The organism is Pontibacter mangrovi, from assembly GCF_006385705.1.
Classification (GTDB): domain Bacteria; phylum Bacteroidota; class Bacteroidia; order Cytophagales; family Hymenobacteraceae; genus Pontibacter; species Pontibacter mangrovi.
Window position 1 is genome coordinate 464,346 of the sequence record NZ_VFRQ01000002.1, and the last position, 13,857, is coordinate 478,202.

12 protein-coding genes are annotated in these 13,857 nt (G+C 53.3%); 3 read left to right on the top strand and 9 right to left on the bottom strand.

From position 1 onward, the window contains the following. Positions 1-102 precede the first annotated feature (102 nt). Positions 103-1,473, bottom strand: a complete 1,371-nt coding sequence (locus tag FJM65_RS05595) for a hypothetical protein (RefSeq protein ID WP_140620277.1) — start codon at positions 1,471-1,473, stop codon at positions 103-105. A 172-nt stretch (positions 1,474-1,645) separates the two neighbouring features. Further along, positions 1,646-2,722, bottom strand: coding sequence for a peptide chain release factor 1 (gene prfA / locus FJM65_RS05600; RefSeq protein WP_140620279.1), 1,077 nt, complete (start codon positions 2,720-2,722; stop codon positions 1,646-1,648). A gap of 298 nt (positions 2,723-3,020) precedes the next feature. Between prfA and FJM65_RS05605 the strand changes: the two genes are divergently transcribed. Both FJM65_RS05605 and FJM65_RS05610 read left to right on the top strand, forming a co-directional pair. Then, on the top strand, positions 3,021-3,341 hold the full coding sequence (locus FJM65_RS05605) for a thioredoxin domain-containing protein (protein ID WP_140620281.1): 321 nt from the start codon (positions 3,021-3,023) through the stop codon (positions 3,339-3,341). Between the two features lie 8 nt (positions 3,342-3,349). Then, complete coding sequence (locus FJM65_RS05610) at positions 3,350-3,592, top strand: DUF6952 family protein (protein ID WP_140620283.1); 243 nt, start codon at positions 3,350-3,352, stop codon at positions 3,590-3,592. Between the two features lie 79 nt (positions 3,593-3,671). Here the strand turns inward: FJM65_RS05610 and FJM65_RS05615 are convergent, their stop codons facing one another. The 3 genes from FJM65_RS05615 to crtD form a co-directional block, all read right to left on the bottom strand. Beyond that, a complete protein-coding gene (locus FJM65_RS05615; RefSeq protein ID WP_140620285.1) occupies positions 3,672-4,283 on the bottom strand; it encodes a TetR/AcrR family transcriptional regulator C-terminal domain-containing protein in 612 nt (203 codons plus the stop codon). A gap of 129 nt (positions 4,284-4,412) precedes the next feature. Then, positions 4,413-5,093 (bottom strand): carotenoid biosynthesis protein, encoded by a 681-nt coding sequence (locus tag FJM65_RS05620; protein ID WP_140620287.1) that lies wholly within the window; start codon positions 5,091-5,093, stop codon positions 4,413-4,415. Beyond that, the gene (gene crtD, locus FJM65_RS05625) at positions 5,086-6,582 is read right to left on the bottom strand and encodes a 1-hydroxycarotenoid 3,4-desaturase CrtD (protein WP_140620289.1); all 1,497 of its coding nucleotides are present in this window, start codon (positions 6,580-6,582) and stop codon (positions 5,086-5,088) included. Before crtD ends, FJM65_RS05620 begins: the two co-directional genes overlap by 8 nt. Before the next feature lie 151 nt (positions 6,583-6,733). Between crtD and FJM65_RS05630 the strand changes: the two genes are divergently transcribed. Beyond that, positions 6,734-7,828 carry a tetratricopeptide repeat protein gene (locus FJM65_RS05630; RefSeq protein ID WP_181163652.1) on the top strand — a complete coding sequence of 365 codons (1,095 nt, stop codon included), beginning with the start codon at positions 6,734-6,736 and terminating at the stop codon, positions 7,826-7,828. A 4-nt stretch (positions 7,829-7,832) separates the two neighbouring features. Here FJM65_RS05630 and FJM65_RS05635 read toward each other — a convergent pair whose 3' ends face one another. The 4 genes from FJM65_RS05635 to FJM65_RS05650 form a co-directional block, all read right to left on the bottom strand. Next, a complete protein-coding gene (locus FJM65_RS05635) occupies positions 7,833-8,273 on the bottom strand; it encodes an SRPBCC family protein (RefSeq protein WP_140620293.1) in 441 nt (146 codons plus the stop codon). A gap of 332 nt (positions 8,274-8,605) precedes the next feature. Beyond that, the gene (locus FJM65_RS05640; protein WP_140620295.1) at positions 8,606-11,530 is read right to left on the bottom strand and encodes a DEAD/DEAH box helicase; all 2,925 of its coding nucleotides are present in this window, start codon (positions 11,528-11,530) and stop codon (positions 8,606-8,608) included. Positions 11,531-11,702: 172 nt separating this feature from the next. Next, the gene (locus FJM65_RS05645; protein ID WP_140620297.1) at positions 11,703-12,926 is read right to left on the bottom strand and encodes an ABC transporter permease; all 1,224 of its coding nucleotides are present in this window, start codon (positions 12,924-12,926) and stop codon (positions 11,703-11,705) included. 102 nt (positions 12,927-13,028) lie between these two features. Beyond that, positions 13,029-13,838 carry a class I SAM-dependent methyltransferase gene (locus tag FJM65_RS05650; RefSeq protein WP_140620299.1) on the bottom strand — a complete coding sequence of 270 codons (810 nt, stop codon included), beginning with the start codon at positions 13,836-13,838 and terminating at the stop codon, positions 13,029-13,031. Positions 13,839-13,857: the final 19 nt, after the last annotated feature.

Consider the following 13,857-nt stretch of genomic DNA (forward strand, 5'->3'; position numbering starts at 1 on the left):
TACAATGAGTGAATGAATGGTTTGATCGCATGGGAAGCAGGAAACCTAAATCCTACTTTTAATAATTAGCAATCTAACAATCAACAATTAAACTCCTCAAAATTAATCTATCGTACGTTCATACGCGCCTGCGTCGGGTTGGGTGCTGCTGCGGGGGCTGCCTTTGATATCCTGAAGTATGGCTGGCAGTACTTTGGCCGCGCCGCTGGCGGGGGAGAGGGTGTCGAGGCTGAAATCATACTTGGCGGGTGCCTTAAACTTTGGCTCGGCGTTCAGGATGTTGCCCTGGCCCTCAAATAAAGTTTTATGCCGCTCAGTGCGCAGCAGGTTGTTGCTGACCTCGGTGGCGGCACTGGCTGGCTCTACCAGCACCTCATCCGTCGTATAGCCATCCGAATACACAATAGAGTTGACCAGCCGCAGCGAAGTGGGTTGGTTCTCGATTTCCGTTTCTGGTATAAAGCCGGTTACTGCCAGCAACGGCGCGGCACGTTCCAGCGGGTTTTGATAACTCACAATAGTAGAGTACAGCAACTCATACTTGCCTCCGCCAGAGCCTTGGAAACCATGGTTGCCACAATTGTAGATAAGCGTGTTCACCAGCTGCACTTCCGAAGTAAAAGCCACTACACCGCCCAACATGGCATGCGCCACTATACTTCCTTCTATCAGCGTGCCCGCCTTGCCCGGGTTGCCGATGCGCACGCCATAGACCGTGTTCTTTATATCCGCATACTTTATGCTGTTGCCCCCGCTGGTTGCCAAAATCCGGATGCCTTCCCATTGGCCTGGCGCCGTGCGGTACTCTTCTTCGCGGCGGTAGCCATTGAAGCTCACCCGCTCCTGCGGTGTGCCCTCCACCTGCAGCTGCCCCGCCACCAGCAGCACCGATTTGTTGTAGCCATAGATGCGGGCGCCTTTTTCAATACTTAGCACTTCATTCTCGCGCACCAGCACCGAATCCAGCAGCACGTGGGGCTTATCGGCGGGCCAGGTGGTGGTGCCCGTGCTGCCTTTACGGTGGAAGTAGGCATTTTGCCCATAGGCCACCAGCTTCACGTTCTGCTGCTGCCCGTTGGTGGTAAAAAGGATGGAATCGGCTGCCAGGAAAGGCTGGTTTTGGTCGGTAGGATTGATATTGGCCTTCACGAGCACGTACAGGCTATCTCCGCCGCGCAGTTCCAGATTGTTCGCCAGCGGCGCCTGCACCCCATCTATGGTCAGCTGGTAAGGAGAACTGCCCGCCCCAGCCAAGGTAACCTCGCTGATGCGCACGGCCTTCTCGTTGCGGTTGTATACTTTCAGGCGCTTGGTTACGCTGCCCCGGCTCACAAAAACGGTGTCAAACAGTACGGTGTCTGCCGAAAAAGCCAGCACCGCGTTCGGATCCGTGGTGATCATCTCCTCCTTCGGTTCACAGCCGAACACCGACAGTAGCAGCAAGAGGGGCAGTATGGCGAGCAGGTATCTCACTTTTAGTTATTCGTTATTGGTTGTTGGGAGTATAAATACGATGATAAAGTATAGCTATACTTAGCTGAACAGCAATTTAGCCATTCAACAATATAGCAATTAAAAAGAAAAAGGATGCAGCGCCGCTATACTTGCTTCACTGCATCCTTTGCTTTATACTTTAGCTAACAGCTTACTCTGCTGCGGCGCCTTCTTTCAAACGCTCGGCGTTCTCGGCAATACGCAGTTGCTCTACAAAGTCGTCGATGCCGCCATCCATTACGGCTGGCAGGTTGTACACGGTGTAGCCGATACGGTGGTCGGTTACGCGGCCCTGCGGATAGTTGTAGGTACGGATCTTGTCGGAGCGGTCGCCGCCGCCTACCATGCTCTTGCGCTGGGCGCCCTCTGCCTCGTTCTTCTTGGCCAGCTCCACCTCAAAAATACGCGAGCGAAGCACCGCCAGCGCCTTATCGTAGTTCTTGAGCTGCGATTTCTGGTCCTGGCACTGGGCCACGATACCGGTTGGGAGGTGCGTCAGGCGCACGGCAGAGTAAGTCGTGTTTACCGACTGGCCACCCGGGCCTGACGAACAGAAGAGGTCCTTACGGATGTCGTTCATATCGATCTCCACGTCAAACTCCTCGGCCTCCGGCAGCACCACCACTGAGGCTACGGAAGTATGGATACGGCCCTGCGTTTCAGTGGCCGGCACGCGCTGCACGCGGTGCACACCCGACTCGAACTTCAGCTTGCCGTATACGTCCTCGCCCGATACGCCCACAATAATTTCTTTATAACCACCCGATGTACCTTCGGTGGCATCCATCAGCTCCATTTTCCAGCCCTGCTTCTCGGCGAAGCGGCTGTACATGCGGTACAGGTCGCCGGCAAAGATAGAGGCCTCGTCGCCACCCGCTCCGGCACGAATCTCCATGATGATGTCCTTGCTGTCGTTCGGGTCTTTCGGGATCAGCAGCTCCTTCAGGGTGTCTTCCATCTCGTCGCGCTGCGGAATCAGCTCGTCCAGCTCTTCCTTGGCCATCTCCCGGAAATCCTCGTCCTTCTCCGTGGCAATCACCTGCTTGGCGTTGTCGATGTTGCTCAGGATGTTCAGGTATTTTTTATATTCGGTTACGATCTTGTCCAGATCCTTATACTCTTTGTTCAGCGCCTTGAACTTCTTCATGTCGCTGGCCACATCCGGCTGGATAAGCAACTGGCTTACCTCCTCAAAACGCTCATTTATGGCTTCTAACTTATCTAACATCGTGCTTCTCTGGTTTTAGGCTGCAAAGATACAAAATTGGCTCCTAGATTCTGCCATCCATTTTTGCCGCATAAGTATAAATCTGCCGCCTTAATCTGTTCTATGCTATAACTTTAAAGCCACAGGTATAGTTTCAGAGGCCATGCGGATAAGTAGAAGCTGTGATTATAGCCAGCATCTATAAACGGATAAATTAAATCTATCGAAGCTATTGCCATACTTTCGGCTGAAACATTTACTTTTGACAGTAGTTTAATAGGGATAGAATCTGATCAAGTAAATCACAAAAAGAAGAAATATGGCTGTTATAGTAGCAACTGATAACGATTTTAAAGATGTATTAAACTCGAACCAGAAAGTGGTGGTGAAATACTTTGCCGACTGGTGTGGCAGCTGCCGCCTGTTTGCGCCAAAGTTCAAACGCATGTCTGACGACGAGGCTTTTGCGAACGTGGCTTTTGTGGATGTGAACGCCGAGACAAGCCCGGAGGCGCGCAAGCTGGCCAATGTTAACAACCTGCCTACCTTCGCCATCTTCAAGAACGGCCAATTCGTAGACTCTGTGGCCGCCAGCAAGGAAGACGCCGTTCGTGAACTGATCCATAAACTAGACGCCTAAGTATAAACATGAAGATACCTGCAATAAAGAACCTGGTAGAAAACCACAAACTGGACGAGCTGATGGCCGCAGAGGCCGCCATTGTAGACGAGCAACAGCCTGCCATTGAGGTAGGGGGCGACGACGAAGGCGAGCAACTGACGCATGTGCTGGCCGCCATCTGGATACTGAACGAGATGGAGGATAACGGCACCGACTTTAAAACGGCCCTGCGCCAGTACACGCAGAAAGTGCGCGTGTCCATCAGCTAACACCTGAGCAACATACTATAAAAAGCGGCGGCCAAAGCTTATACTTTGGCCGCCGCTTTTTATGCTTTCTATACTTTTGTTAGATATTGTTTTTAGCGAAGTATTCTTCTGCCAACTTGGCGCCTTTATCGGTGCAGAGGCCGCGCACGTAGTATAAATACACGCTGCGGAAGACCTCACCCAGGTTGTAGCGCTCCGGCGGAAAGATGTTTGGGTTAATGACCATGTTGAACTGCTCGATGATAATTTTGGCCACCAACTGCAGGTTAATGTCTTTGCGGAAGTAGCCTTGCACTACCCCCTCGTTCACGATCCTAAGGTCGAGGTCGTGGTTGTAGCTTTCCAGGTGTTGCAGCACCATTTCCCATACCTGCGGGTAGTGCAGCTGCAGGTCTATGATAAAGGCCGGGTTGACCATTTTCAGGTCCTGGATGCCGTGCTGAAGCAGCAGGATGATTTTCTCTACAGGGTTTTTGGCGTAGCGGATGCGCTCATCGTCGCGGGCCTCCTGCAGGCTGAGATCGTGCAGCACCACCTTTTGCACCATGTCCGCTCTGTTGGCAAACAGCTGCCTGTACTCACCCTCCGAGATTCTTAGCTGCTGCATCAACTCCTCTTCCGAATTCCGCTCTATCCCCTCGCTCCTGAAAACCTCGTGAAGCCGCTCTAAAATTGTCTCTGGTATCATCATGTCTTTTCTGAACTGCGCTCCGTATGTGGTGCGTCGCAGTTTGCATAATTGTAAAATTACACTTTTACAACCAATACTAAAAGCTATTTCTCGGTTTCGGGAAACCCTACCCGCTTGTGCTGTAGCAGGCTACAGTAGTATAAAAATGCTCAGGAAGAACAGTAGTTGCACCAGGTACACGTAAGGGGCGAGGCGGTTTGTTTTATAGATAGGTGCCCACTGGTAGTATGCCTGCAGCGCTAGCGCCACCACAAACCAACCGATGTAGTTGCTCAGCGGCACATGCCCTCCCTGCCAGTCCCAGAAGTCGAACGCCATGGCCACGGGCTCAATAAAATAATCAAGCACCAGCATCAGCATGGTACCAAGTATGGCTTTGCCCCACCACGGCAGGCGGGTGTAGTTGCTAATCTGGCCGGTGGTATAGACCAGCATCAGCCAGTTCAGGCCAATGAGCAGCGGCACGTCCCATAGTTTGGTGCCCAGCGCCGCGCCATAAGTATAGTTTCCGAACAGCAGCCCCGTGTGCACCCCCACCACCTCCGAGAAAAAGCCTACGGCAAACACCACTGCGGCAAAAAGTATGAAAGCGGCATCCCAGCGGCGCAGAAAGGCGAAGAGCAGCGTGTTGGTGAGCAGCAGGTTCATGGGCGTGAGCTCCTGAAAGTACGCCGGCCTACCGCTGAACATCAGCCCCCAGAACCCAACGGCATGAAAGATAAAGAGTATAGCCATGGCCAGCGGCAGCGCATACTTTTTATACTTTGTAGCAACGGGTGCTAGGGTGGGCGCAGTAGGGGTGTCAGGCATGGCGTTGATGAGGTTTAGCGGGTGAAGGGGCAGGGGCTAGCTCGCCCACGATTTTAGCGGAGAGCAGGCACAGCGGAATGCCGCCGCCGGGGTGCACGCTGCCGCCGCAGAAGTATAAGCCTTTGAGTTTGGAGCTGAAGTTGGGGTGACGCAGAAACGCGGCCATGCGGTTGTTCGAGCTGCTGCCGTACAAGGCCCCGCCAAACGACGAGGTACGGCTCTCGATCAGCAGCGGGTCCAGCAGCTGCTCCTCTTCTATCAGCGCCTCCACATCGGTCTTTAGCATCCTGCTCAGCTTCTGCAGCACCGCCTGCCGGGTATCCACTGTTAGCTGCGCCCAGTCCTGCCCCTGGTTGTGCGGCACGTTCACCATCACAAACCAGTTCTCGCCGCCTTCGGGCGCGTCCTGCGGGTCTGCCTTGGAGGTAATGTTGATGTATACCGTCGGGTCCGGGCTCACGGTTTTGTACTTGAAGATGTGCTCAAACTCGGCTTTATAGTCCTGGCTGAAGAAGATGTTGTGCACGTGCAGTCGCTCAAATTCCTTTTTGATGCCCCAGTAGAAGATGAGCGCGGAGCTGGAGCGCGGCTGCCGCAGCGTTTTCTCCGGCGCAGGCTGGTCGGGCAGGAGCCGGCGGTACGTGGGCACCACATCCATGTTGCTCACTACCACATCGGCTTTATACTTGCCGCTGTCGGTTTCCACGCCTACAGCTTTATCTTTTTCAGTGATGATGCGCTCCACCCGCTCATTATACTTAAACTCCACGCCAAGCTCCTCGGCCAGCTTTACCAGGCTGGCCGCTATACTATAAATGCCGCCCTCCGGGTAAAAAGCGCCGATGTTGTGCTCCAGGTGCGGGATGATGTTGAGCGTGCCGGGTGCCTGGTACGGGTCGGAGCCGTTGTAAGTGGCAAACCTGTCGAGCAGCTGCACAAAGCGCGGGTCGGAGAACTCATTGGCGTTAGCCTGGTGCATGGTGGTGGTTAGGCCGAGGTCGGAGAGGCAGCCCAGCGCTTTCAGCACGTCGGGGCTCAGGTAAGTATCCAGCCGGTGCAGCGACTTCTGCAGGAACGTATCAGCCGTGCCTTTGTAGAGACGGGCGCTTTTCTGCAGCGCCTCCTGCACAGCCTGCTTCGGCACGCCCAGCTGCTGCTCCGCTTCTTCGGCAAATTTCCCGGTATCGGCCCACGCCTTTACCTGGCTGCCATCGGGCCAGAAATAGTGGGTAATCGGGTCGAGGCGGGAGTAGCGGAAGTAGTCGGAGGGGGTGCGGCCAGCCAGCGTGAACAGCTCATCCACCAGGTGCGGCAGCGTGAACAGGGAGGGTCCGGCATCAAACCGATACTTGCCCAGCCAGAACTCGTGCATCTTGCCGCCAAACGTGTGGTTCGCCTCCAGCACCGTTACCTCGTAGCCTTTCACGGCCAGGCGCACGGCTGTGGCGATGCCTCCAATTCCTGCCCCAATAACGGCTGCTTTCCTCATACCCTAATATACTGCTTTTAGCTCTGTGTGCTGTAAACTGATGGGGTGGGGGAAAGGTTTTTATACATGCTACATAAATAGCCGCTGCTTTGCCATAATGTATATATTTTCTTCTATATTTATTACCAAGATATTAACGGTTATACACGCTATGAAACACAAACTCTTATTCCTGCTCCTGCTTTTTGCCGCCGCTCCTGCCTTTCCGCAGAGCGAGCGCCCGAAGGAACTGGTACAAAAAGCCATTGCCTTGATGGATGAAGGCAACTACGACGCCTCCATCGCCACGCTGGAAGAAGCGCTTGTGCTAGACCCTAAAAACCCAAATATTGAGTATGAGTTGGCGCTGGCCTATTACCTCAAAGAAGATTACTCTAAAGCCCTGGATGCCACAAAGAAGCTTATAAAGACCAAAAAGGCCTTTGACCAGGTTTACCAGCTCCGCGGCAACAGCTACGACATGATGGGTAACCGCGACAAGGCGCTTAAAACCTATGAGGCCGGCCTGAAGAAGTTCCCCTCCTCCGGCCCCTTATACCTGGAGAAGGGCATTGTGCTGCTGAAAGAGGAGCAGAACGAGCAGGCGCTGGCCACCTTTGAGGCAGGAATAGCCGCGGCGCCGCTGCATCCGTCTAACTACTACTGGGCCGCAAAGCTTTTCCTGGGCTCCGAGGAGGAAGTATGGGGCATGCTGTACGGCGAGCTTTTCCGGGTACTGGAGCCTAACTCTGAAAGAAGCACCGAAATAAGCAAGCTGCTTTACGACACCTATAAAAGTGAGATAAAGTATACTTCAGACACCTCCATGTCTGTGAGCTTCAGCAAGAACAACATCATCGGGTTCAGCAAAAAGGGCTCCTCATTAAACCTGCCGTTCGGCACCGTGGCTTACGAAACAACGTTGGCAATGTCTGCCGCGGGCACCCGGCAAATCGACCTGGCCTCGCTTAACAAGATCAGGACAAGCTTTGTGCAGAACTTCTACAAAAACGAGATTAATACGCGCTTTGATAACCCGCTTTTTCAGTGGCAGCAGACTTTGCTAAACGAGCAGCAGTTGGAGGCTTACAATTACTGGCTGCTGCAGGCCGGCAACCCTGAGCAGTATAATAGCTGGCTGGAGCAGAACCAGGCACAGCTCGATGCCTTTGTCGCATGGTTCAACGAAAACGGGCAGCCTATTTCGAAAGATAGCTACGTCCATCGCTCCAAGCTAGATAATATTTCTTTAACGGCTGGCGAGTAAGACCTTATACTTTCCCGAACTCCCGCTGATAAACCGGCTTCCGCATGCCAAACTGCAGCTTCATGAGCGGGTAGAGCAGCAGGTCCAACGGTTTAAGGCCGGTGCTGAAGGTGATGATGTCGTGAATGACGGCGCCGCTGCCGTTTTTGGAGACCAGGTGTTTGTGGTGCCATACTTTTAGCGGTGGCGGCAGTTCTTGCCCCTCATCTACAAAATATGCCGCAGTGTCGGTTATACTTCTCTCCGTGATCAGGCTGGTCCAGCGGAAGGATTTGATGCCTGTCTGCAGTTCTACCTCCACCACATCGCCGGGCTCCGAGCCATCAAAGCGCAGCAGCTTCAGCCGCGGGTAAGCCGGAGACAGCTTCCGGAACAGCCGCTCATCAAACGCATGGAACACCTGCAGGTAGTCCTGGCTGACGTAGGTTCTGAGGTGGAGCTGCATGGGTTAAATTGTTTTATTGTTGGATTGTTGACCTCAGTAACGAAAGTTTTCACCTGCCGCGGAAGTTGCTTCCGTGCCAAGGTTAAAGAAGCGAATATCCAGATTCGCGATCCTCCAGCACTCGATCAAACCACCCCTGTCCCTTCCCCGAAACAAGTTCGAGGTCTGCGACCTGTCGATGGAGGAGGAATTTATACTTGCTACTCCTTTTAACCTCCTTCAGGCGCTAAAGTTATACTTCCCCGGAAAAAGAAACGCCGCTGCATTTATACTTTGCAGCGGCGTTTTATACTTGTGTGCTCAACAATTTAACAATTGAGCCATTCAACAATTTAACTCAACAAGTTATCGATATCCTCTTTCGTCAGGCTCTTGATAACGGCTTCATCGGTGCTGATAAGGTCGGTTACGAGCTGGATTTTGCGGTTCTGTAGCGCCAGTATTTTCTCCTCCACGGTATCCTTGGTAATAAACTTATAGGTAAATACCGTGTTCTGCTGCCCGATGCGGTGCGCGCGGTCTACGGCTTGCGCCTCCACGGCTGGGTTCCACCAAGGGTCAAGTATAAACACATAGTCTGCAGCGGTTAGGTTTAGGCCCACACCACCGGCTTTCAGCGAGATCAGGAACACCTGTATGCTTGGGTCGTTCTGGAAGCGCTCTACCTGCTCGTGGCGATTTTTGGTGTTGCCGTCCAGGTATGTATACTTTATCTCCCGCTTGTCCAAAGCATTTTTGATAATTTCCAGGTGCTTCACGAACTGGCTAAATATCAACACCTTGTGCCCTTTGCTTACTACATCGGTGGTTTTGTGCAGCACCTCCTTCAGTTTGCCGGAGCTGCCCTCGTAGCCAGGGTCCGTCATCAGCGGGTGGTTGGCTATCTGGCGCAGCTTGGTGAGGCCCTGCAACAGCATAAACTGCGTGTTGCCCGGCCCGTTCTCTTCTAGGCTCGTCAGGATTTTGTTGCGGTAGAACGATTTCGTCTCCTCATAGGCATGCTCCTGTTCCTCCGTCATCTTACAGAAGGCGGTATGCTCTATTTTGGCCGGCAGCTCCCGTGCCACCTGCGACTTGTGCCTGCGAAGTATAAACGGCTTGATGAGCGCGTGCAGCCGGCGCGTCTTCTGCTCGTCCTTCTCCTTCTCGATCGGTTTCAGGAACTCGTTTCGGAAAAAGTGCTGGTTGCCCAGCAGCCCAGGGTTAATGAACGACATCTGCGACCACAAATCCATGGTGCTGTTCTCCACCGGCGTGCCGGTAAGTATAAGCCGGTGCCGCGACTTGAGCGCCCGCACCGAGCGCGAGGTGTTGGAGTCCGGGTTTTTGATGGCCTGCGACTCGTCCAGAATAATGTAGTCGAAATAGTAGCTCTGCAGCAGCTCCGCATCCAGGCGCACAATACCGTAGGAGGTCAGGATCACGTCATAATCCGAGAACAGCTCCACGTTTTTGTCGCGGTAGGTGCCGGTATAGTTTAGGATGCGCAGGCTAGGCGTAAACTTCTGTGCCTCGTTCATCCAGTTGTACACCAGCGAGGTAGGCATTACCAACAGCGAGGCCGACTCAGCCCCGTTCTCCTTGCGGTGCTGCAGCATGGCCAGCGTCTGCACGGTTTTACCCAAGCCCATATCATCGGCCAGGCAGCCGCCAAACTTATAGTTCTGCACAAAGTGCAGCCAGTTGTAGCCGGCCTTCTGGTACGGGCGCAGCTCTCCCACAAAGCCGGCCGGCAGGGGCTGGTCTTCTATGGTCTCGAACTCGCGCAGTTTCTCCAGCTTGCGGCTCATGGTCACGGTGGCCAGGTTGCCGTTCTGCAGGTCGTTTACCAGCGCCATGTGGTGCTTCTTCAGCGTCAGGTGCTCTTCGCCCTCGGCAAAGGCAAACAGCTCTATGTACTGCGTAAACCACTCCTCCGGAATAATGGCCACCTGCCCGTTCGGAAGTATAAACTCACTGTTTTTAGTAAGTATGTGGTTCTTGAGCTTGATGAACGGAATAGTGAACTCGCCGAAGCGCACGGTGCCGTAGATATCGAACCAGTCGTTTTTCTCGGTGATGCCTACATCCAGCGTTATCTCGCCTATAAAATAGCTTTTGCTGTTGCGCTGGCTCTGCTGCACGGTAAAGCCCATGCCCTGCAGTTCCTGCAGGTTGCTGTTGAGCCACGAGAAGGCTGCACTTTTCTCCAGCACTGCCTGCCCGTTTTTTACTTCCAGTGCCCGCTTGTTCAGCTCCTTTACATACTCTTTCTCCTTGTTCAGGTCACGTATCAGCTTATGGAAAATGTAGGAGTCCTGCGTTTTCTCCATACTTACGCTCACGCGCCGGGCCTCCTGCGTCTGCACCATGTAATCGCCATACTTAAACGCAAGGTCGAAAAGTATCTTTTTGCCCTCGGCATCGGCTTGCTCCGCCTCATTTCTCCGAACAGCAGGGGCATCCGCTCCGGCAATCTCCGAGAAGGTAAGGTATGGGCTAGGCACAAATTTCTCTGACTTGATGTCGAAGCCTCTGGTATTCACATCGAACTGCTCTACCAGCGGGGCCACAAACTTGCGGTAATAGTTCTCCTCTATGGAGCGAGGTATGGCGATAAACTTCTTGTTGAGGAAAGGTTGCAGCTTTTTGCCGTCCACATTCTTTTCAAAGCTGTAGATCTTCTCGTTTAGCAGCAGCCAGGCCGGCTCGTGGCACACCAGCGCCGCGTTCTTGTACTGGAAGTCCAGCTTTTCGCCGTTATACTTAATGGTGGGGAAGTAGTGCGTGTTATCGGCGTTGCGCATAAAATGGAACAGCACCGTAGCCCGCTCCGGCGCAATCTCAATCCTGCGCCAGGCCGGGTCTCCGTCCTTGCCCATAATAAAGGTCATCTTGTTGTGGCGGAGCAGCTCCAGAATCTTGCCCATGCGGCTCTGCACGTAATGGGCAATTGCCTCCTGCAGCGCCTTGTCGCCTTTTTCGGGGTCGTATACTTTCAGGAAAAAGTCTGCCGCCGACATTTTCTTCTTCGGCGAGAACTTCTTCAGCACCGCGTCCTGCTGCACCTGGTCTATCAGCGGAATCAGCTTAAAGTCATCTGCATCGAGGCGCGCCGCAAACTCGGCCGCGTTTTTAGCCGAGATGTTCTGGTGCTGCAGGGTAAGATGCCCTTTGGAGTTAACCTGTACCACAAATGACTCGAACAGGTAACCCAGGTATTCGTGCTCGAAAAGTGAATAGATTACCTGAAAAGGCTGCGTGGTATAAACATTCATGCCAAAGACATTTTTCGGACTCCAAATTTAACCATTACGCCGCATAATTCCTATCAAACCTGCGGGGTTTGGCTTGCACTTTGGAGAGGTTGGCGTAGTTTCCGGGATAAACAGGATTGCCGCTCGGATGTTTACGGGTTTTCGGAATTGTATTACAGCAAGGGGAGGAGCGCTATATGTTCTCGGTAACCGACATGGCAGCCGCTTTGTTGGCTGGCCTGATGGACACCAACAGTGTGATGACAACAATGGCTATACCGGTAAACACAAAGTCACTGACCTCCATTTTTACAGGGTAGGCCTCTACCACCGAGGTGGCCATGCCCATACTTACCAAGCCGAAGGTCTGCTGCATGTTGCACACCAGCATGCCCAGCGTTAGCCCGTAAGAAGCCCCGATAAAGGCTACCAACGCGCCTTCCATCAAAAACACATTGCGGATGGTTTTGGCCGTAGCACCCATAGAGGCAAGTATGGCAATGTCTTTTTTCTTGTCTATCACCAGCATAGAGAGCGAGAAGAAGATGTTGAGGGAGGCGATGCCAAGTATAAATGCGAAGGTGATGAACACGAACAGCTTCTCGACTTTCACGGCGCGCAGCAGGCTTGTGTGCTGCTCATCGGAGTTCTGCACCTTAAAGCCGTTGCCCAGTAGCTGCTGCAGCTCCTTTTTCACCTCCTCAATCCGGTACCCTGACCCCACTTTCAGCTCCAGCGCGGTGCGGCGGCGGCCGTAGTCCAGCAGCTCCTCGGCAAAGTTAAGCGGCACAAACACATACGAGTCGTCGTACTGCCGCTCAATAGCGAATATGCCGCCGGGCATAATGTTCAGGCTGTTAAAGGAGCCCTCCGGGTTTAGGGGGTTGAACTTTACGTTTTTGGGATACAGAAACTGCATTGCCACCAGGTGATTGGTGGGCCTGATGGACAACTGATACTGCACACCGCGCCCTACCAGCGCACGGTAGGCGTTTTTAAAGTATAAATCGCTGGAGCCTTCCACCACCGAGGAGTCGATCTCGTTCTGCTCAAAGAAATTCTCGCTCACGCCCTTCACCTTTACCACCATCTGGCGGTCATTGTAGCGGAGCAGGGCATTGTCTTCTATCACTTCCGATACCACCGCCACGCCTGGCGTGCGCCTAATCCGGTTCATGAACTCGGTATCAGTCTCAAAGGACTTGCCCTCCGCAGCGGTTATCTTCAGGTCCGGGTCAAAGCTGGAGTAGATTTCGCGGATCAGGTCTTCCAGGCCATTGAACACCGACAGCACTATGATGAGCGCCGCCGTGCCAACCGCCACCCCGATCATCGCGATGTTGGAGATGATACTAATGATGCTCCTCTTCTTTCTAGAGAAAAAATATCGTTTCGCTATCAGAAAAGGTACGTTCATCTTTTAATTGCTAATTGTTTGTTGGTGATTGCTTGAAGGTTAAACGTTCATTATTACACATCTTGAGTTAACAATTTAACAATCAGCAATCCAACAATTAAATTATTTCCACGCTTTTACGATCAGGCCGGTACCGGAGGGGTGCTTGCCGTTTACGTCCATCCAGTTCAGCACCAGGCTTACCGGGAAGGTGGCCAGGTAGTAGAACGGCAGCAGCACGAAGAAAATTTTAGAGGCGTTCAGCATCAGCAGCGGGTACTTCATAGAGAGCCGCCAGGAGACCTGCCCCGGTTTGCCGTAGGAGTAGCGCGCGTCTACTTTGCTAAAGCCAGCCAGTTTTAATTTATCCTCTATTTCTCTGATGTTGTAGCCGTCGCGCACGTGCTCCTCTATAAAGGAAGTCTCGTCGTCGCCGTGCACATCGGAGCCGCCCTGGTCGGATGGGGTAGAGATAAGCAGCATGCCGCCCGGCCGCAGTGAGGCCTGAAAGTTACGGAACACCTCCACATCCTCCAGAATATGCTCCATCACATCCACCGAAAGGATAAGGTCATAGCTCTCGGGCTCCCGGAATTTTACCAGGTCGCCTATTTTAAACAGTACATTCTGGCGGCCGATGGCCCGCATAAACCGGTTGCAGTCCGATACCTGCTCTTCCTTCACGTCAACGGCCAGCACGCGCCATTTGCTGCTCATGCCCGACAGCTTATAGGTATATTGCCCAAAGCCGGAGCCGGCATCCAGGATGTGCTGCTCCTCGCTGCGCCGGTTGGCGGCCCACTCGTTTAGCTCTTTGTGCACGTGCCAGGCGCGTAGCAGCAGCAGGTCCAGCAGGTTATAGAAGATGCGGCGCAGGAAAGGCGTTTTGTTAAACACATTGCCGAGCGCCCGCTTAATAGGGTCGTACTGCATAAGGGTGTTGTGCGGCTAG